This window comes from Photobacterium lutimaris (genome assembly GCF_003025555.1).
Classification (GTDB): domain Bacteria; phylum Pseudomonadota; class Gammaproteobacteria; order Enterobacterales; family Vibrionaceae; genus Photobacterium; species Photobacterium lutimaris.
This window is the reverse complement of sequence record NZ_PYMH01000017.1, coordinates 15,317-35,446: the sequence shown is the minus strand read 5'-3', so window position 1 is coordinate 35,446 and position 20,130 is coordinate 15,317. Positions and strand designations below refer to the sequence as shown.

General features: G+C 52.1%; 17 protein-coding genes. 10 read left to right on the top strand and 7 right to left on the bottom strand.

Annotated features, from left to right (window positions below; translation table 11 throughout):
* Window positions 1–70: 70 nt before the first annotated feature.
* Together C9I99_RS23870 and glnA are read right to left on the bottom strand one after the other, a co-directional pair.
* The gene (locus C9I99_RS23870) at window positions 71–631 is read right to left on the bottom strand and encodes a DUF4124 domain-containing protein (RefSeq protein WP_107351330.1); all 561 of its coding nucleotides are present in this window, start codon (window positions 629–631) and stop codon (window positions 71–73) included.
* 122 nt (window positions 632–753) lie between these two features.
* Window positions 754–2,163 carry a glutamate--ammonia ligase gene (gene glnA / locus C9I99_RS23865; RefSeq protein WP_107351329.1) on the bottom strand — a complete coding sequence of 470 codons (1,410 nt, stop codon included), beginning with the start codon at window positions 2,161–2,163 and terminating at the stop codon, window positions 754–756.
* A 483-nt stretch (window positions 2,164–2,646) separates the two neighbouring features.
* On the opposite strand from glnA, the gene typA reads away from it, so the two are divergent.
* Both typA and C9I99_RS23855 read left to right on the top strand, forming a co-directional pair.
* Window positions 2,647–4,476: a translational GTPase TypA gene (gene typA / locus C9I99_RS23860; protein WP_107351328.1), complete on the top strand. Its 1,830-nt coding sequence runs from the start codon at window positions 2,647–2,649 to the stop codon at window positions 4,474–4,476.
* A 91-nt stretch (window positions 4,477–4,567) separates the two neighbouring features.
* Window positions 4,568–5,107 (top strand): AAA family ATPase, encoded by a 540-nt coding sequence (locus C9I99_RS23855; protein WP_107351327.1) that lies wholly within the window; start codon window positions 4,568–4,570, stop codon window positions 5,105–5,107.
* Here the strand turns inward: C9I99_RS23855 and C9I99_RS23850 are convergent.
* Window positions 5,104–5,745 carry a DUF2959 domain-containing protein gene (locus C9I99_RS23850; protein ID WP_107351326.1) on the bottom strand — a complete coding sequence of 214 codons (642 nt, stop codon included), beginning with the start codon at window positions 5,743–5,745 and terminating at the stop codon, window positions 5,104–5,106. The genes C9I99_RS23855 and C9I99_RS23850 overlap by 4 nt on opposite strands.
* 65 nt (window positions 5,746–5,810) lie before the next feature.
* Here C9I99_RS23850 and C9I99_RS23845 point away from each other — a divergent pair, with 65 nt between their 5' ends.
* Genes C9I99_RS23845 through C9I99_RS23835 form a run of 3 tightly spaced genes read left to right on the top strand, consistent with a single transcriptional unit; the run spans window position 5,811 to window position 8,186 of the window.
* Complete coding sequence (locus C9I99_RS23845) at window positions 5,811–6,788, top strand: virulence factor BrkB family protein (protein ID WP_107351325.1); 978 nt, start codon at window positions 5,811–5,813, stop codon at window positions 6,786–6,788.
* The gene (gene dtd, locus C9I99_RS23840; RefSeq protein WP_107351324.1) at window positions 6,785–7,222 is read left to right on the top strand and encodes a D-aminoacyl-tRNA deacylase; all 438 of its coding nucleotides are present in this window, start codon (window positions 6,785–6,787) and stop codon (window positions 7,220–7,222) included. The genes C9I99_RS23845 and dtd overlap by 4 nt, the downstream gene beginning before the upstream one ends.
* 43 nt (window positions 7,223–7,265) lie before the next feature.
* Complete coding sequence (locus tag C9I99_RS23835) at window positions 7,266–8,186, top strand: bifunctional GNAT family N-acetyltransferase/hotdog fold thioesterase (protein ID WP_107351391.1); 921 nt, start codon at window positions 7,266–7,268, stop codon at window positions 8,184–8,186.
* Here the strand turns inward: C9I99_RS23835 and C9I99_RS23830 are convergent.
* From C9I99_RS23830 to hslR, 4 genes are all read right to left on the bottom strand, one after another.
* Window positions 8,141–10,195: an AsmA family protein gene (locus C9I99_RS23830; protein ID WP_107351323.1), complete on the bottom strand. Its 2,055-nt coding sequence runs from the start codon at window positions 10,193–10,195 to the stop codon at window positions 8,141–8,143. The two genes, C9I99_RS23835 and C9I99_RS23830, sit on opposite strands and share 46 nt — an antisense overlap.
* Window positions 10,196–10,365: 170 nt before the next feature.
* A complete protein-coding gene (gene pckA, locus C9I99_RS23825) occupies window positions 10,366–11,997 on the bottom strand; it encodes a phosphoenolpyruvate carboxykinase (ATP) (RefSeq protein ID WP_107351322.1) in 1,632 nt (543 codons plus the stop codon).
* A 320-nt stretch (window positions 11,998–12,317) separates the two neighbouring features.
* Window positions 12,318–13,196: an Hsp33 family molecular chaperone HslO gene (gene hslO / locus C9I99_RS23820; RefSeq protein ID WP_107351321.1), complete on the bottom strand. Its 879-nt coding sequence runs from the start codon at window positions 13,194–13,196 to the stop codon at window positions 12,318–12,320.
* Window positions 13,197–13,290: 94 nt separating this feature from the next.
* A complete protein-coding gene (hslR, locus tag C9I99_RS23815) occupies window positions 13,291–13,701 on the bottom strand; it encodes a ribosome-associated heat shock protein Hsp15 (protein WP_107351320.1) in 411 nt (136 codons plus the stop codon).
* Window positions 13,702–13,985: 284 nt separating this feature from the next.
* On the opposite strand from hslR, the gene gspC reads away from it, so the two are divergent.
* Genes gspC through gspG form a run of 5 tightly spaced genes read left to right on the top strand, consistent with a single transcriptional unit; the run spans window position 13,986 to window position 20,124 of the window.
* Window positions 13,986–14,888, top strand: a complete 903-nt coding sequence (gspC, locus tag C9I99_RS23810; RefSeq protein WP_107351319.1) for a type II secretion system protein GspC — start codon at window positions 13,986–13,988, stop codon at window positions 14,886–14,888.
* 38 nt (window positions 14,889–14,926) lie between these two features.
* A complete protein-coding gene (gspD, locus tag C9I99_RS23805; RefSeq protein WP_420849265.1) occupies window positions 14,927–16,945 on the top strand; it encodes a type II secretion system secretin GspD in 2,019 nt (672 codons plus the stop codon).
* On the top strand, window positions 16,945–18,447 hold the full coding sequence (gene gspE / locus C9I99_RS23800; RefSeq protein ID WP_107351318.1) for a type II secretion system ATPase GspE: 1,503 nt from the start codon (window positions 16,945–16,947) through the stop codon (window positions 18,445–18,447). Before gspD ends, gspE begins: the two co-directional genes overlap by 1 nt.
* Before the next feature lie 3 nt (window positions 18,448–18,450).
* The gene (gene gspF / locus C9I99_RS23795) at window positions 18,451–19,671 is read left to right on the top strand and encodes a type II secretion system inner membrane protein GspF (protein ID WP_107351317.1); all 1,221 of its coding nucleotides are present in this window, start codon (window positions 18,451–18,453) and stop codon (window positions 19,669–19,671) included.
* An 18-nt stretch (window positions 19,672–19,689) separates the two neighbouring features.
* Entirely contained in the window at window positions 19,690–20,124 is a 435-nt protein-coding gene (gspG, locus tag C9I99_RS23790; protein ID WP_166645514.1) for a type II secretion system major pseudopilin GspG, read from the top strand.
* Window positions 20,125–20,130: the final 6 nt, after the last annotated feature.

The following is a 20,130-nucleotide window of genomic DNA, read 5'->3' as shown; positions in this document are numbered from 1 at the left end:
GCACCATATTGGTGCAATCAAGTGTAGCCTGTCTGCCTGGTATCGTGAACGAAAAAATGGCGTGCGCCTGTTATTTGGGCTCTGGGACTGGTTCAGGGCGCTGGTTGATGCGGGCACGGTGCAAGAAGACAGTTATTTCTTCAGATGATGCAATAACCTTGCCGTGTTTTATTAATTCTACCTGTAGGGTATGGCTGCCGCGATCAATATTGGTGAGAGGCCAGATAAGCTGGGTCTGCGCTCGGCCATAGACATCACCATCGAGGCGCAGGCGAGCGCTGTGCCCTTGATTAAGCTTGCGGTTGCTCGAGGCCATGACCGTCAGGTTGCCTTGGTTGTCGCGAAGGGTTTGCTGGTCGGAAGGGGTCGTTAACAGGATGCGAGCATCCGGAAGGACGGGGTCGGTTGACGGCTCTGGCTTCAGCTCTGGTGCGAGTCCTGGCTCGGCGGCGAGCGCCTCGGGCGTGGTGGATTGCGGCGGGGCCTGAATGTTTATCACTGAGGCGCTGGGGTGGGGCTTGTCGGAAAAGTGGGTGATCCCTTCCTCGTCTTGCCAGGTATAGATCTCGCTGGCAGCAGCGGTGGCAGAGAGTAATAGGAGTGTCGGCAGTAAGTGGGATGTTTTGTCCATGTTTGCTATTAGGCGGTGAGTGATCCCTCATTGTTGGCATTGGGGCTGATGGGGAACAAGATCAAAAAGGCCAGCTTGTGAAGCTGGCCTAAATCTATTATGTCGATTTGTTTATCAGTTACTTAAACTGAGTAGTACAGTTCGAACTCTAGTGGGTGCGTAGTCATGTTTACTTTCGCAACATCTTGAGATTTTAGCTCGATGTAAGAATCGATGAAATCGTCAGAGAATACACCGCCAGAAGTCAGGAACTCACGGTCTTCGTCTAGTGACTGCAGAGCGCCCTGTAGCGATTCAGCAACCGTTGGGATTTCAGCTGCTTCTTCTGCTGGCAGGTCGTACAGATCTTTATCCATTGCTTCGCCCGGATGGATCTTGTTCTGGATACCGTCTAGGCCAGCCATTAGCATTGCTGCGAATGCTAGGTATGGGTTCGCTGCTGGGTCACCAAAACGTACTTCGATACGGCGTGCTTTCGGGCTTGGTACCACCGGGATACGGATTGACGCTGAACGGTTACGTGCAGAGTAAGCCAGCATTACCGGTGCTTCGAAGCCAGGAACAAGACGCTTGTATGAGTTTGTTGCTGGGTTGGCGAAGGCGTTGATTGCACGTGCGTGCTTGATGATACCGCCGATGTAGTAAAGCGCCATTTCAGACAGACCGCCGTACTTGTCACCCGCAAACAGGTTTTGACCATCTTTTGCTAGTGACATGTGAACGTGCATACCGCTGCCGTTATCACCAACGAGTGGCTTAGGCATGAAGGTGGCCGTTTTACCAAATGCGTGTGCGACGTTGTGAACAACGTACTTGTACACTTGGATTTCATCAGCTTTCGACGTTAGGGTATTGAAGCGTGTTGCGATTTCGTTTTGACCCGCAGTCGCTACTTCATGGTGGTGGGCTTCGACGACTAGGCCCATTTCTTCCATGATTAGACACATTGCAGAACGAATATCTTGCGATGAGTCAACCGGTGCTACTGGGAAGTAACCCCCTTTCACGCCAGGACGGTGACCTTTGTTACCACCATCGAAATCAGAACCTGTGTTCCACGCCGCTTCCACGTCATCGATCTTGAAGAAAGAGCCTGACATGTCAGTGTTGAACTTCACGTCATCAAATAGGAAGAACTCTGGCTCAGGACCAACAAGTACGCTATCAGCAAGGCCAGTTGAACGCATGAACTCTTCTGCGCGTTTCGCGATAGAGCGAGGGTCACGATCGTAACCTTGCATTGTTGCTGGCTCAAGGATGTCACAACGAATATTAAGCGTTGAATCTTCTGTGAATGGGTCAAGTACCGCGCTAGCTGCATCTGGCATCATCACCATGTCTGATTCATTGATACCTTTCCAACCTGCAACAGAAGAGCCATCGAACATTTTGCCTTCTTCAAAGAAGTCAGCATCGATCTGGTGGGATGGGATAGAGATGTGCTGCTCTTTACCTTTGGTATCGGTAAAGCGTAGGTCAACAAACTTAACTTCGTTTTCCTGGATCAGCGCAAGTACGTTTTCTACTGACATCTTGAGTAACCTCCGGTGTTAGATTGGGCATCAGGCCGCAATAAATTAGTAATGAGCATGTTTTGCTCTATTGCTAAATAGAATGCGATAACTGTGCCAACTTTTTAAAGCCCCAAAATAGCGCGCTAAGCGGTGATTCCGGGCTGATTATGTCCATTGTTTGCACCGTTTTGGGGATTGTTTGCACCGATATGGTGCAGTAAGGGGTGTTGTCCCTCAAATGGTGCGCGTATCTACATTAGCCCAGCGCGGCATATTGTCAATTGGCCCGGTGCTGAAAAATCGATGGAAAAGACGGTCGGAGCGGGGGCGCTGTGGGCTCAAGTGCAGAAAAAAGCATGAATAGCGCAAGCAGAATGAAAAAGGCGGTGATATAAATCACATATTACGTGGGTTTTGGCGTAAAATCTGTTAGATTATGAGCCGTTTTTTTAACCAAGTAGCGCCATCCGGTCGCTGCATGTTCTGAGTGAATGTGAATCCATGTCTAATCCACAGATCGATAAATTAAGAAATATCGCAATTATTGCGCACGTTGACCACGGTAAAACCACCCTGGTTGACAAACTGCTTCAGCAGTCTGGCACGTTAGAGTCTCGCGGTGAAGTTGAAGAACGCGTAATGGATTCCAACGACATCGAAAAAGAGCGTGGTATTACCATTCTTGCTAAGAACACAGCGATTAACTGGAATGATTACCGCATCAACATCGTAGATACCCCAGGACACGCCGATTTCGGTGGTGAAGTTGAGCGTATCATGTCGATGGTTGATTCTGTGCTGTTGATTGTTGATGCCGTTGACGGCCCAATGCCTCAGACACGTTTCGTAACCCAGAAAGCGTTTGCCCACGGCCTGAAGCCTATCGTTGTTATCAACAAGATCGACCGTCCTGGCGCACGTCCTGAGTGGGTAATGGATCAGGTATTCGATCTGTTTGATAATCTAGGTGCGACAGATGAGCAGCTGGACTTCCAAGTGGTTTACGCATCGGCACTGAACGGCTGGGCAACGCAGGAAGAAGGCGTGACTGGCGAAGATATGGAGCCGTTGTTCCAGGCTATCGTTGATAACGTTGAAGCGCCAAGCGTTGACGTTGAAGGCGCGCTGCAGATGCAGGTTTCTCAGCTAGACTACAGCTCTTACGTGGGTGTTATCGGTGTTGCTCGTGTAACCCGTGGTTCTGTAGTACCAAACCAGCAGGTTACTGTTGTGGGTGCTGACGGTAAGAAACGTAACGGCAAAGTCGGTACGGTACTGGGTTATCTTGGCCTTGAACGTCACGAAGTTGAAAAAGCAACGGCTGGCGACATTATTGCAATTACAGGTCTTGGTGAGCTGAAAATCTCTGACACTATCTGTGATGTGAACGCGGTTGAGGCTCTGCCTGCTCTGTCTGTTGATGAGCCAACAGTAACCATGACTTTCCAGGTCAATACGTCTCCGTTCGCGGGTAAAGAAGGTAAGTTCGTGACTTCACGTAACATCCTTGAGCGCCTGCAGAAAGAATTGGTACACAACGTTGCTCTTCGCGTTGAAGAAACTGATAACCCAGATCGTTTCCGTGTTTCAGGCCGTGGTGAACTTCACCTGTCTATCCTGATCGAAAACATGCGTCGTGAAGGCTTCGAACTTGCGGTATCTCGTCCAGAAGTTATCATCAAAGAAGAAGATGGTCAGCTAATGGAACCGTACGAAACGGTTACCATCGATGTGCTAGAAGAGCACCAAGGTGGCATCATGGAGAACATCGGCCTACGTAAAGGTGAGATGACTGATATGTCTCCAGATGGCAAAGGCCGTGTACGTATGGATTTCATGATGCCGTCTCGTGGTCTTATCGGCTTCCAAACGGAATTCCTAACACTAACGTCAGGTTCTGGCCTGATGTACCACACGTTTGATCACTACGGTCCACACAAAGGTGGCGTAATTGGTCAGCGTAACAACGGTGTTCTAATTTCAAACGCAACAGGTAAAGCGCTAACTTATGCGTTGTTCAACCTGCAAGAGCGTGGCCGTCTGTTTGCTGAACACGCCGACGAAGTTTACGAAGGCCAGGTTATCGGTATTCACAACCGTTCTAACGATCTGACTGTAAACTGCCTAAAAGGTAAGCAGCTGACGAACGTACGTGCGTCTGGTACTGATGAAGCGCAGGTGCTTTCGCCACCAATCAAGCACACACTTGAGCAAGCGCTAGAGTTCATTGATGAAGATGAACTAGTAGAAGTAACACCAGAAAGCATTCGTATCCGTAAGAAACTACTTACTGAAAACGAACGTAAGCGTGCAAGCCGTACAGCAAAATAATTGCTAGCTGATTGCCGTTAATCAATCCCCCCATCGGTGCTACCATGGGGGGATTGTTGTATCTGGCCCTACAAAAAAAGAAGAACAGACTATGCAGCCCATAATTATTACCGGGGGACCGGGAGCCGGGAAAACCTCGCTGCTGGAGACGTTGGCACGGCGGGGATATATGACTTTTCCTGAAGTGTCACGTAGCTTGATCCGCGAGCAGGCCGCTTTGCCTGACGGTATTCTGCCCTGGACCAATTTGCCACGCTTTGCTGCGCTATGCCTTGAGATGATGAACAACCAGCGCGAGCAAGCTCAGCGCGGTACTATGCCGGCATTCGTCGACAGGGCGATTGGTGATATTTGTGCTTACCTGACCATTGGTGGAGAGGCGGTTGACGAGCACTATCGGACGATGGCCAAAGGGTACTTTCCGACTGTTTTCGCCTGTGCCCCGCATGCCGATATCTATGTGCAGGATGACGAGCGCCCGCACAGTTTTGCCGAGGCAGAGCAAATTCATGCCCAGTTGGTCTCAACCTACCGTGAGCTGGGTTACGAAGTGGTCGATGTGCCGTGGGACAAGAAAGAAGAGCGGGCCAGTTGGTTACTGGCCCGGCTTAAGCAGGAATATGTAGGCTAGCTGCGCTGCAGTTGGGAGATAAAGCGTTCGGACTCGGTGATAGCCGCTTCCATGTCGGTGATAGCCCGCTGGATATCCCGTTGCAGTGACTGGAATTCTCCCTGTAGAGAACCAATCGCGGCTGCATTGAGGTTATGCTTTAAGTACAGAGTGTTATCCCGTAGGGTATCCAGTACCGGATCCATTTTTTGCTCGGCGCGATGCATCGCACTGAGCATGCGCTGGTATGAGGTTTTAGTGCTGTTGAGTTTTGCTTCACTGTCGCGGCGCAGCTTGCTGTTGCTATACAGGGACAGCTCATCTTGCCATTCAGCAAATAGGGCATCGGCAACATCTTCAATCGCCGCAATGCGCTCGCGCACTTTCTCGGCGGCGTCATCGCTGGCTTCGTACTGGTCATTGACCTGGTTGTAGGCGCTTTCCAGATCGCCGCCGTCAAATTGGTTGAGAGCCTTCACTGCATCGAGTGCACTGGTAAATTGCTGTTGGGCGTCTTGCTGGGCCTCGTTGGCATCCTCGACCCGGTCGACCATGATGTCGCGTTTGTGAATGCCGACTTGTTCCATGGCAGAGTAATAGGCACTTTGGCAACCGGTCAGGGCGGTGAGGCTGATAAGGATCGCAAGCAGGTAGGGCATAGTTGACTCCATGTGTCCTAATATGTGAAAAGTGACTGTGAATACAAGTAAATAATGACATGACTATGGCTGACAAACAAACAACTAGCAAGCAGACATGGCGCCAACGGGCACGAAGCGCCATGGCGTTTTCCGGTTATTTACATCACCGGATCGGGCACGATAGATTGACCGTGACGGCGGGGTCGATGGCTTATGTCACCCTGCTGTCCTTGGTGCCGTTGATCACTGTGGTGCTGTCGGCCCTGTCGTCTTTTCCGGTATTTGCTGGGCTGGGGGAGTTGCTGCAAAATTTCGTGATCGAGAATTTTGTCCCGGCCGCGGGCGAGGTGGTGAAGCAGTACCTCAACGAGTTTGTTGCCAATGCCGGCAAGATGACGGCAGTGGGGGTAGCAGCCCTGTTTGTGGTGGCGATGATGCTGATCTCGTCGATAGACCAGTCACTCAACTATATCTGGCGGGTGCATGAAAAGCGCCGTCCGGTGATCTCGTTTTCGATTTACTGGATGGTGCTCACTCTCGGGCCGATCTTGGTCGGCAGCAGCATTGCCGTTAGCTCCTACCTTGGCTCGCTCAACCTGCTCGGTAGTGATGCGGTCAATGGTTTGCTGCAGCGCTCCCTGCGCTGGCTGCCAGTGATCATGTCAAGCTGCGCATTTCTCGGCCTCTATCTCCTGGTCCCCAATACCAAGGTCCGCTTTCGCCATGCCTTGGTCGGTGCGGTGATTGCCAGTATCCTGTTTGAGCTGAGCAAGAAGGGGTTCGCCCTCTATATCACCAATTTCCCTTCATACCAGGTGATTTACGGTGCCTTGGCGGTGGTGCCGATTTTATTTGTCTGGGTGTATTTGTGTTGGTGTATTGTATTGTTCGGGGCTGAGTTCACTGCCAGCCTCGGAGAAAAGAGCCATTGGCATCCCGACACGAAGGGATGGCAAACCACGGTACCGACCCAGGCCGAATTGTCGGGTATCCAACAGGCAGCAAAGAAAGGCACAGATGTTCAACAGACTGACATTATAGGAAAAGGTAAAAACAAATGATTGCACTGATCCAGCGGGTAAGCGAAGCCAGCGTAACAGTAGATGGCCAGGTGACTGGCGCTATCGGCAAGGGCTTGCTTGTTCTGCTTGGCGTAGAGAAAGGTGACGATGAGGCCAAGGCCAAGCGACTGCGTGAAAAAGTGCTGGGCTACCGGGTATTCGAAGACGAAGACGGTAAGATGAACCTCAACGTCCAGCAGGCGGGTGGCAGTGTATTGGTCGTTTCACAGTTCACACTGGCGGCAGAGACCAAGAAGGGGATGCGGCCGGGCTTCTCCAACGGTGCGGCACCGCAGGATGCCGAGCGTATGTATGAATTTTTTGTTGATTGCTGCCAAGAAACAGGGATCAAAACGGAAACGGGTATTTTTGCTGCTGATATGAAAGTGGCACTGCTTAATGACGGCCCAGTAACCTTCTGGTTGCAGGTATAATGATATAAAGGCGTATTGCCTAGGAATGCTGGAGAAGGATTTCATGTTTCGACTTGTCACCCCACAAACGGAAGAAGAGCTAGCCAGCTATTATGACTTTCGCTGGCGGATGCTGCGTGAGCCTTGGCATATGCCGGTCGGCTCTGAGCGAGATGCCTATGATGGCCTCAGCAGCCACCGGATGATCGTCAGTGACAATGGCCAGACGATAGCCATTGGCCGGCTTTATATGACGCCGGATAACGATGGTCAAATTCGCTATATGGCGGTGCATCCGGACCATCGTCATCAGGGGATGGGGGCTATCGTACTGATGGCATTGGAGTCATTGGCTCGGGAAGACGGCGCAAAGCGACTGGTCTGTAATGCCCGCGAGGATGCGATACCCTTCTACCTACGTAGCGGCTTTACCAACCAGGGAGAGCTGAGCGAGGAAAAAGGGCCGGTCAGGCATCAACAAATGCTCAAGCACCTTGAACCGTTGGCGGAAGTGGTCCGCCACCCGGACTGGTGTCAGGAACTGCAGGAATTGTGGCAGTCCCAAATCCCTATCAGTGAAAGAATGGGGGTGAAGATCAGCCAGTATACCGGCTACCGTTTTGAGGTCAGTGCCCTGATCAACGCCAACCTCAATACCAAAGCCAACATGTTTGCCGGCAGTATCTTCACCATGGCGACACTTGCAGGCTGGGGCTTTGTTTGGATGCTATTGAAAGAGCGTAAGTACAAAGCTGATATCGTTCTGGTTGATAGCCATATCCGCTATCGTTCTCCGGTCAAGGAGCGACCACGTGCGGTCGTCACCGTTGAAGATCTCGAGGGGGATGTTGAGCGCCTAGCCAGCCACCGCAAAGGCCGGGCTGTCGTCAAAGTCAACGTCTACAGCGGCGATGAGTTGGCATCGACCTTTACCGGTACCTACATGCTGTTGCCGTCACACGTCGACACCGACACCGTTTGCTGACCATCCTGCCAGCGCCGGATCAGGCGCTGGCAACCCAATTTCGCATCCAGCTCCATTTGCTGCCCGGCAGGGTTAGCCAAATCCCATTGGCCTTCCAGTAAGGCGTCGACATCTTTGCCCTTGATACTGAGCGGCGCTATCGCAAGGCGGCCCCGATCGCTCCGGATCTTGAGCGGGGTAATGGCCAACGAGATTGGCTCTTCTATGCCAACCGTTGGTTTATCACTCTGGCTACCAGTCATCGTAGGATCGGCGGTGGAGTTAGCCTCTTGTGTTACTGGTGGCAGCCAGGCTTGCAGCAAGGCGGCTGAGCCTTGGTCAATCTCGCTGTCGCGGAATGTTGCTCGGACCTCGCCATTCAGGCTATGGGCCAGACCGGTATAGTGTTGGCCGAGTCCCTGCAAGGCGGCGGTGGCATCGATGCGACCGGTCGCTGGCCACGGCAGGGATAACCACTGTGGCAAGATTTTGGCAGGTAGGCTATCGCCTTGCAGTGCTGCGTGCCAAGGGAAGCCTTCTTGATTCAGATCCCATTGCCCTGTCGCCTCGAGCAGTCCGCCTTTGAATGGCAGGAAGGCTTGCTCCAGTTGCCACCGGCCTTGCTCACTGCGCATCTCGATCAGCGGTTCTTGCAGGTCAATGGTATTGAGGCTTGCTTGCCTGGCGGCAGCAGACAGGCTGCCTTGCCATAGGCTGAAAGAGGGTTGCTGACGGATAAGCAGATCGCGGCCGTTGACGTTGAGTCCATGGATATACCAAGGCGTGTTGCTGTCGGCGGCGGTTAGCTGGGCATAACCGATGTCCAGCGTATCGATACGGATCTGCTTGAAAGGCGAAACCGCCTGTACCAACTGTCTGGCCCAATCGGCGGGCAGGAACCATTTGATCCCCTTGCTGGTAAGGTTGCCCAGCTGCAAAGCATCAGGGGTAACGAGGCCATCTGCACGCCAATATCCTTCTAGCGCGTTAACTGCGGCACCGTTGAGGACAATGGTGTCGGGGGTGAAGCTCAAGTCAAGCAGGGGATCGGTAAAGGGCAGTTGCCGCCAGTTACCGCTTTCGGCAGTGAAAGATAACCAAGCATCCTCCTGTGAATAGGCGGTACCGGGCCAATGCCAGTTGGTCAGGGATAAATTAGCATGGTTAAGGCTCAGCGGCGGCAGCTCGATACTGCTGTCGAGAATATCAACCCGACGTACTGTCGCCTGCCAGTCTTGCGAGGCCAGCGCATTGGCTTGTTGCTGGATAGCATCGGTGAGTTTGATATCTTGCAGCTGGAGCCCAGAGAGGGTGAGTTGATGGATATCCACTGAGCGTTTGTCGAGGGCGGCATCAAGTTGGCCATTGATGCTGGCATTCTGCCAGTTGAAAGAGAACCCATTGAGTTTCCACAGACTGCTACGGTGGTTACCATCAAGTAAAAGCTGCTGGGTTTGCCATTGCTGCCAGTGGGCGCTGTTGGCGGCCAGCTGGAAATTGCCATCGAACTGTTGCCACCAAGGGGCCGGGTCTCCGGGTTGATAATGCCATTGATCGAGTTGAAGTTCGCCCTGCTTGAGCGTTAGCGAGGGGGTGGATACGTTCAGGCGACTGATCGCGAGTCGGTGGCTCCGTAATTCGGGGAGTGCAAAAGCGCTTGCTTCGAGATCGCTTGGTGCTAGGGCGGACAGTTGCTGAGCGGAGACCGTCGGCTCGTCAATCAGTATGCTGTCAAATTGCCACTGTAGCTGGAGCAGTGAGTTCAGGTTGAACCAAACAGAAAGTCGGTTGGCGGCGATCGGCGGTTGCCCGTCTGTGATGGTCAGTGCAGGGCGTTGTAAGGTCAGGTGCCACGGATCGCGGATATGATAACGGATGTCATCGAGGGTCAACGTATAGGGGGTAAATCGGTTAACGACTTGGGTGACCATCGGTGTCGCATAGCGGGTATGCAGAAGAGCCAGTACGATAGTGAGACCCAGTGAGACAAGCACAGCAAAGGTGGCGATGATCTTCCCGATAAAACGCATAATGGCTCCCAGCACGCTATAGATCTGAATATACCGTCAGTAACCAAGGACTGACGGCAATGATTATTAGGCGGTAATTTCACTAAGGCTGCAAGCGCTGAGCGGGAAAATTGGCGTTGAACTAACGAAAAAGCCCCTCGAGTGAGGGGCTTAAGTATTTAAGGCTGAGGTTAGTCTAGCTGTGGGCCGGCAGCAACCAGAGAGGCACCTTCGTCGTTGTCGGTGTATTTCTCAAAGTTGTTGATGAAACGCTCGGCCAAGTCCTTCGCCTTGCTTTCCCACTGTAGTGGATCGGTGTAGGTATCGCGAGGATCAAGGATTTCAGGGTCGACATGCGGCAGCGATGTTGGCACTTCCAAGTTGAAGATTGGGATATTCTTCATTTCTGCGTTCTCGATAGAGCCATCAAGGATAGCATCGATGATCGCACGGGTATCTTGGATTGAGATACGCTTGCCAGAGCCGTTCCAGCCGGTGTTCACTAGGTAAGCTTCAGCACCTGCGGCTTCCATGCGCTTAACCAGCACTTCTGCGTACTTGGTTGGGTGCAGGGTGAGGAACGCATTACCGAAACATGCCGAGAAGGTCGGTGTTGGCTCGGTGATCCCACGCTCAGTACCGGCTAGCTTAGCGGTGAAGCCGGATAGGAAGTGGTACTTGGTTTGCTCTGGCGTTAACTTGGACACCGGAGGCAACACGCCGAAGGCATCAGCCGATAGGAAGATCACCTTGTTAGCATGGCCACCTTTCGATACGGGCTTAACAATGTTTTCGATATGGTAAATCGGGTACGAAACACGGGTGTTTTCAGTTTTCGAGTTGTCATCGAAGTCGATGGCACCGTCACTGCGTACTGTGACGTTTTCTAGCAGGGCGTCACGGCGGATAGCATTGTAGATGTCAGGCTCGGCTTCTTTCGATAGATTGATTGTCTTCGCGTAGCAACCCCCTTCGAAGTTAAACACGCCGTTATCGTCCCAGCCGTGTTCGTCATCACCAATCAAGGCACGCTTAGGATCGGTCGACAGGGTCGTTTTCCCCGTGCCTGACAAGCCGAAGAAGACCGCCACATCACCGTCTTCACCCATGTTGGCAGAACAGTGCATTGATGCGATATCACGCAGCGGCAGGAAGTAGTTCATCATTGCGAACATGCCTTTCTTCATTTCACCGCCGTACCAGGTACCGCCGATAAGCTGCATTTTCTCCGTGAGGTTGAACACCGTAAAGTTTTCGGAGTTCATTTCGTGCTCTTCCCACTTCTGATTTGTGCACTTGGCACCGTTCATGACCACGAAGTCAGGCTCGAAGTTCTCCAGCTCTTCTTCTGTTGGACGAATGAACATATTTTTCACGAAGTGGGCCTGCCAAGCGACCTCGGTGATGATACGGATACACAGGCGGGTATCAGGGTTGGTACCACAGAAGCCGTCAATAACGAACAGACGGTTGCCAGACAGCTGGCTTGTCACTAGATCTTTCAGATCGTTCCACGCTTCAACACCAATACTTTTATTATCGTTTTTACCTTGGTCTGCCCACCACATGGTGTCGCGGGTGGTGTCATCTTTAACGATGAACTTATCTTTCGGGGAACGGCCAGTGAAAATACCGGTATCAACGGCGACGGCACCAAGCTCGGTCACGATACCTTTTTCGTATCCTTCCAGGCCTGGCTTGGTCTCTTCTTCAAACAGAACTTCGTAGCTTGGGTTGCGAACGATTTCTGTAACATTGCTGATACCGTATTGAGACAAATCTAGCGTTTTTGCAACCTTTTTCTCGACGTTCATGACAGTCATAGGTGCTCCTTGGGTAAGATGTTGTTTAACTGTTGACCATGCTAGCAACCCTAAAGGGGTAATTCAGGGAGGTTTATCAAATATTAACCATTAAAAAGTTACAGTTAGGTAAAATCCTTTAAATTATTGTAGGTGGTGATTTTGCCGTGATGTGAAGTGCTTTGTCCAGCTTGGGCGGTTTAATATTTTCCTTGAAAAAAGCGAGGGTTAGCGTGTTGCTTGTTTACAAAATGAGCAGTAAAAGTGTGGGGGAGGTAAAAAAAAAGCCGGACAGTGTCCGGCTTTTGTAATTTAGTTTCAGGCTTATTTAAATGGAATAATTAATGCACTTGGTTGCTGTTGCCTGTTGCCGCTTGTTCGAACAGGGCTGCCACATCCACACTATCGAAGTCATAGCTGGTACCGCAGTAGTCACAGTGCAGGGAAACCTTGCCTTCTTCAGTAATGATGCGCTCGACTTCAACACGTTCGATGGAGCAGATTGCCGAGGCACTGCGCTCACGTGAACAGCCACACTGGAAAATCACGTCTTGCGGATCGAACAGCTGAACGTTTTCCTGGTGGTACAGGCGGTACAGAACATCCTGAGCTTCCAGGCTGAACAGTTCTTCGTTCTTCACGGTTTCTGTCAGCTGCTCAAGATGATCGAAGTCACTCTCATGGCCCTGGCCGTCCGGCAGGATCTGCAGCAGCATGCCCGCGGCTTTGGCTTGGCCTTCATACTCGCCGGTGCGTAGCCAAATACGGGTTTTCAGCTGCTCGGAGTTGGCGAAGTAACCTTCCAGGCAAGATGCTAGGCTATCGCCTTCGAGGCCAACCACGCCTTGGTAACGTTCGCCTTTGATAGGGGTAATGGTGATCACCATGTGGCCTTTGCCCATCAGATCATGGATAGTGCCTTCGGCAGGTATGTCACCGTCCCAGCGGGCAACACCACGTAGTTTCTGATCATTATCACCGTTGATCACTGCCAGTTTTACCGGACCGTCACCTTGTAGCTGGACAGTGATTGAACCTTCGAATTTTAGCGTGGCAGTTAGCAGGCTCGTTGCAACCAGCAGTTCACCCAACAGGGTCTGAACTGGGGTTGGGTAATCCTTGCTGGAAATGATCTGTTGGTAAGTATCGCCCAACTGAACCAGTTCACCACGTACTGATACACCGTCAAACAGGTAACGGTATAGACTATCTTTTGTCATTAGCTTGATTTCTCCAGCAGGTATCTAATTGACCAATTTTGGTATTCTACGTCAACATAACGAAACTTTTCTGCGCTACACTGAACTAATACCGTTAATCGGAATGACTTTTAAACTTAATTATATCGCGACGCTGCTTTTTATCAGGACGCTTTTCGGGACTAGGGCTGCCGTAGGCATGGAGGCGACGCAACTTGGCGTGCTCTTCGCGTAGCTTGACGCTTTCCGCTGTCTCCCGGTAGAGAGCCTGCGCTTCAGGTGCACCGCGGCGGGTGTCTGAGAGTTTCTCTATAATAATGGTCTTTTCGTCGTTGCCCTGGCGTACGCGGATCTCTGCACCCACTTCAACCAGTTTACTGGGCTTGGACCGTTGGCCGTTGTATTGCACCTTTCCGCCATCGATCATGGTTCGGGCAATAGAACGGGTCTTGTAAAAGCGTGCCGCCCATAACCACTTATCAAGACGGACCTGAAAGTTGTCTGAATGCGATGTTTGCTGGCCCACACTATGCTCCTTAACCCGAAAGGGCGCTAAAAGTACCACATTGCCGACAGAGCGTCAGCAGGCATTGAGAGTTTATAAATGGTGATATGGGATCGGGATTTCAACAACAAACGGGGAATAAATCACATAAAATAGATAGTCTATTGATAGTAGGAGGAACTTTCTTTGCTCACTTTGGTAAACTAAGAAAGATAATCATACGATGTAACCTAAAAGTAATACGTTTACATCTTACATTTTGATATAACGCGCTCGGTTTATTTCCGCAGGATGATGGATTTTTCATGGTAACAGCAAATTGGTTAGGGGCCCTGCCGGCTAAAAGCAGGATCTCAATCTCGTCATTGACTCGCGTCCTGACTTGGACGTTGGTTGTGATGCTCGCCTGGGTGATTGGCCGAATGGTGTGGCTGGCCTTGCAGCCAACCCCTGCTCCGGCTACTTGGCAGGCGTCTACCGTCGCTGTATCGTCCAGCACAGGTAACGATCGCGGCGAAATCGCCACCGTGCTGAACATGAACCTGTTCGGCCGTTTTCAGGCAAACGCCCCGGTCGTGGAACGTAAGCAACCGGTGAAGCAAGATGCGCCGCAGACCCGCCTTAGTCTAACCCTCGTCGGCCTGGTTGCCAGCTCAAACCCGCAAACCGCTTTGGCGGTCATCACCCACCGCGGCAAACAAAATACCTATGGCTTGAATGAAGCAATAGAGGGGACCCGTGCCACCTTACAGGCCGTATATCCTGATCGGGTGATCATCCGTAACAGCGGACGCGATGAAACCCTGATGCTCGATGGTGTCGATTTCAATAAATCTTCCCAGAATACGTCAAGAACTCGCCCACCTGAGCCCCAGGCTTCCGAGGAACCGGAGCCAACGTCTGAACTGAGCCGTATCAAGCAAGAAATTCTCGAGAAACCACAAACTTTATTTAGCTATATTCGCTTGTCCCAAGTGAAACGGGATGGCGAGTTGGTGGGATACCGGGTTAATCCCGGTAAAGATCGGGCGTTGTTCGACGCCGTGGGCCTGCAGGTCGATGACCTGGCCGTTAGCCTTAACGGCAATGATCTGACTGACGCTGCGGTGATGGCGAAATTGTGGACCGAACTGTCGGATGCGTCCGATTTTACCTTGACCGTCGAGCGAGAAGGTCAGTTACACGATATTTATATTGAGCTGCAATAGTAGCCCAAAGCGAACATGCGATAGCGCAGGAGTTTTTTGTGAAAAAATGGATGGGTAAAAGTGCCCTCTGGTTATTAGGCAGCTTGATGTGCAGTTCTGCATTGGCGAGTGAGTTTAGTGCCAGCTTCAAAGGAACAGACATTCAGGAGTTTATTAACATCGTAGGGCGGAACCTGCAGAAAACCATCATCGTGGATCCGGCGGTGCGTGGTCAGGTCAACGTTCGCAGTTATGATTTGCTCAATGATGAGCAGTACTACCAGTTTTTCCTGAATGTACTCGAAGTCTATGGTTTTGCCGTGGTTGAAATGGAGAACGGTGTACTCAAGGTTGTCCGTGATAAAGATGCCAAGATCTCAGCTATCCCTGTGGTGGGCGATAACAGCAACATCACCGGTGATCAGGTTGTAACGCGCGTTATCGCGGTTCGCAATGTATCGGTACGTGAGTTGTCGCCGCTGCTGCGTCAGCTGAACGATAACGCTGGTGCCGGTAATGTGGTGCACTACGACCCGGCCAATATCATTATGATCACCGGGCGTGCGGCAACCGTGAACCGCTTGGCGGAAATTATCGAGCGGGTTGACCGTGCCGGTGACAAAGAGATCGATGTGGTCGAATTGCGCAATGCTTCTGCGGCGGAAATGGTCCGTATCGTCGATGCGTTGAACAAGACGGCTGATGCGAAATCAACGCCTGAATTCCTGCAACCTAAGTTAGTTGCAGATGATCGTACTAACTCGGTTTTGCTATCGGGGGACCCGCAGGTGCGTGACCGGCTTCGCCGTCTGATCCGCCAGTTGGATGTTGAAATGGCCTCGTCGGGTAACAACCGCGTGGTTTATTTGAAATATGCCAACGCCGAAGAGATGGTCGATGTCCTTAAGGGGGTATCCGATAACCTGCAGGCAGAAAAGCAGGGTAACGCCAAAGCGACATCCAGCAGTAATTCCCAAGTCATGATTTCGGCCCACGTTGATACCAACTCGCTGATCTTGACCGCGCCGCCAGATATTATGCGTGCACTGGAAAATATCATTGCTCAGTTGGATATCCGCCGTGCCCAGGTACTGATCGAAGCGATGATTGTCGAACTTGCTGAAGGTGACGGGGTCAACTTCGGTGTTCAGTGGGGCACCACTGACGGTGGAGTGATCCAGTTCGGTAATTCGGGTGTACCGATTTCCCAGTATGCTATCGGTCTTGAAGACGCTAAAACTTCAACTCGAACTGAAACTTATCTCGATGCCAATGGTATTGAGCAGACCCGTACTATTACTGAAGACGGTGATTTTAGTACCTTGGCCAGTGTGCTGGGGGGGGTCAACGGTGCGGCGCTGGGGATCATGATGGGTGACTGGACTATGCTGGTCAATGCCGTTGCCTCAGATCGTAATTCCAATATTCTATCATCGCCGAGTATTACCGTGATGGACAATGGCGAAGCTTCATTCATTGTCGGTGAGGAAGTCCCGGTTGTGACAGGCTCGACCTCGAGCTCGAACAATGATAACCCGTTCCAGACCGTTGAGCGAAAAGAAGTGGGCATCAAGCTGAATGTGACGCCTCAGATCAACGAAGGGGACTCGGTCCAACTGAAAATCGAGCAGGAAGTCTCTAACGTTCTGGGGGCCGATGGTGCCGTCGACGTCCGTTTCTCCAAGCGCCAGCTCACGACCAGCGTGCTGATCCAAGACGGTCAGATGCTGGCACTGGGGGGCCTGATCCAAGAGCAAACCAATGAGAGTGAGCAGAAGATCCCTATCCTGGGGGATATTCCGGTCCTCGGTCACCTGTTCAAATCGACCAACACCACCACGGCCAAGACCAACCTGATGGTGTTTATCAAGCCGACAATTATCCGCGATGGGGTGACGGCCGATGGTATCACCCAGCGTAAGTACAATTACATCCGCGCCGAGCAGCTATACAAAGCGGATCAGGGTCTGCGCTTGATGCCGGATATGGAAATGCCGGTACTGCCGAGATACGGTGAAGATATTGCGTTGCCGCCTGAGGTTCGCGCCTTTGTTGCCCAGTTGGAGGGCAAACCGTAATGCATGATTTGAGCCAGGAACAGGATAAGCAGCCGCTGTTCCGGCTGCCTTTCTCTTTTGCCAAGCGCCACCGGGTGGTGCTTGAAGTATTGGAGCAAAATGTCGCGCTGTATTACAGCGGCCAGATCTCTGGTTCGGTACTGGCGGAAATCCGCCGGGTGGCAGGTGGCAGTTTTGTCCCGTATCCATTGGAAGACAAAGCGTTCGAGCTTAAATTGACCGAGGCGTACCAGCGTGACTCCTCCGAAGCCCGCCAGTTGATGGAAGATCTCGGTTCGGACAGCGATGACTTCTTCGCGTTGGCTGAAGAGTTACCCGAAACCGAGGACTTGCTTGAGTCGGAAGATGACGCACCTATCATCAAGCTGATCAATGCCATGTTGGCCGAAGCGATCAAAGAAGCTGCGTCGGATATCCACATCGAGACGTTCGAGAAAGTGTTGTCTATTCGTTTCCGGGTTGATGGCGTACTGCGTGAAGTTTTACAGCCGAGCCGTAAATTGGCCCCGTTGCTGGTATCGCGTATCAAGGTAATGGCCCGGTTGGATATTGCCGAGAAGCGGGTACCGCAGGATGGCCGTATTTCGTTGCGGATAGGTGGCCGTGCGGTGGATGTGCGTGTATCAACCATGCCGTCCTCCCATGGCGAGCGGGTGGTACTGCGCTTGCTCGACAAAAACGCAACCCGACTGGATCTCTATAGCTTGGGAATGACCGAAGCTAACCATGCCAACTTCCGCCACCTTATTGAACGTCCGCACGGCATTATTCTGGTGACCGGCCCGACAGGTTCGGGTAAGTCGACCACCTTGTATGCTGGCCTGCAGGAGCTTAACGGCAGAGAGCGTAATATCCTGACGGTTGAAGACCCGATTGAATTTGATATCGACGGTATCGGCCAGACTCAGGTTAACCCGAAAGTGGACATGACGTTTGCCCGTGGCTTACGTGCTATCTTGCGTCAGGATCCCGACGTGGTGATGGTCGGTGAGATCCGAGACCTTGAAACGGCCTCTATCGCGGTGCAGGCCTCGTTGACCGGCCACATGGTAATGTCGACCCTGCACACCAATACCGCAGTGGGTGCGATTACCCGATTGCGTGATATGGGGATTGAGCCTTTTTTGGTGTCCTCTTCCCTGCTTGGGGTACTGGCACAGCGTCTTGTCCGGACCCTTTGCCCGACCTGCCGTGAACCGTATGACGCCGATACCGAGCAGAAGAAGCTGTTCGGCCTCTCGGCAGAAGAGAGTCTGATCCTTTACCATGCTAAAGGCTGTGAAGCCTGTAACAGCAAAGGGTACCGTGGTCGAACCGGTATCCATGAATTGTTGATGATCGATGATTCAGTCCAGGAGTTGATCCACGCTGAAGCCGGTGAGATGGCGATTGAAAAAGCCATTCGCTCCTATACCCCAAGCATTCGTGATGATGGCTTGTCCAAAGTTAGAGCCGGTATTACTACCCTTGAGGAAGTAATGCGGGTGACCAAGGAGGGCTAACCGATGGCGGCGTTTGAATACAAAGCCCTGGATGCCAAAGGACGCCAGAAGAAAGGGGTCCTTGAAGGAGATACGGCGCGGCAAATTCGTCAGCAACTCCGTGAGCAGGGGATGATCCCGGTAGAAGTGGTACAGACCCGCGAGCGCGAGAAGAAAAAAGCCAGTGGCGGTTTTCAGCTACGCCGGGGGATCAGTACCACTGAACTGTCACTGATCACCCGTCAGTTGGCAACCTTGGTACAGGCATCGATGCCTCTTGAAGAGTGCCTGAAGGCCGTGGCCGAGCAGAGCGAGAAACCACGGCTGAAAAACATGCTGTTGGCGGTTCGTTCCCGGGTGGTCGAAGGGTATACCCTTTCCGATTCATTGGCGGAATATCCGCACATCTTTGATCAGCTGTTTCGGGCCATGGTGGCGGCGGGTGAAAAATCTGGTCACCTGGATACCGTGTTGAACCGCTTGGCGGATTACACTGAAAATCGCCAAAAAATGCGCAGCAAACTGCAGCAGGCAATGATCTACCCAACCATGCTGACGTTGATCGCGATTGCCGTGGTAGCCTTTTTGTTGGCCACCGTGGTCCCGAAGATTGTCGATCAGTTTGTCCAGATGGGCCAACAGTTGCCGACCATTACCGAAATCTTGCTGGCCGCCAGTGACTTTGTCCAGAACTGGGGCTTGGTGGTATTGCTGGTTATCGCGGCTGTGGTGATGCTGCTCAAGATAGCCCTCAAGCGGCCGGACTTCCGGCTGAAGTGGGACCGCTGGGTCATGCGCTTACCGGTCATCGGTAAAGTTGCCCGGGGCCTAAGCACCTCACGCTTTGCCCGGACGCTGTCTATTTGTACGTCGAGTGCCATTCCGCTGCTGGAAGGCATGAAAGTGGCGTCGGATGTGATGACCAACACCTGGGTCAACCAGCAGATCCGCGAAGCGGCAGACAAGGTGCGCGAAGGCTCGAGCCTTCGGGTTTCGCTGGAGCAGACCAAAATCTTTCCCCCGATGATGCTGCACATGATTGCCAGTGGTGAGCGCAGTGGGGAACTCGAGCAGATGCTTACCCGTGCTGCCGACAACCAAGACCGTGATTTCGAGTCGCTGGTAAATATGGCGCTCGGAATTTTTGAACCCTTATTGATCGTCGCGATGGCTGGCATCGTGATGTTTATTGTTATTGCTACCCTTATGCCGATCATTGCTTTGAACAATATGGTCGGAATGTAATTTTTGGAGGTTTTCTCAATGCAACGCAAACAACGCGGCTTTACGCTGCTGGAAGTCATGGTCGTGATCGTTATCCTTGGGGTATTGGCCAGCTTGGTGGTACCTAACCTATTAGGTAACAAGGAAAAAGCCGATCAGCAGAAAGTCGTGACCGATATCAGCGCGTTAGAGCAGTCATTGGACATGTACAAACTGGATAACAGTGTGTACCCAACTACGGATCAGGGCCTTGAGGCATTGGTGAGCAAGCCTTCTTCCAGCCCGGAGCCGCGTAATTACCGCGATGGTGGTTATATCCGCCGTTTGCCAAACGATCCTTGGGGCAATCCATACCAGTACGTGATGCCGGGTGAGCACGGCGCCGTCGATATTTTCAGCCTGGGTGCTGATGGTCAGGAAGGCGGTGAAGGTATCAATACCGATATCGGTAACTGGAACATGCTGGACTTCTAAGTTGTG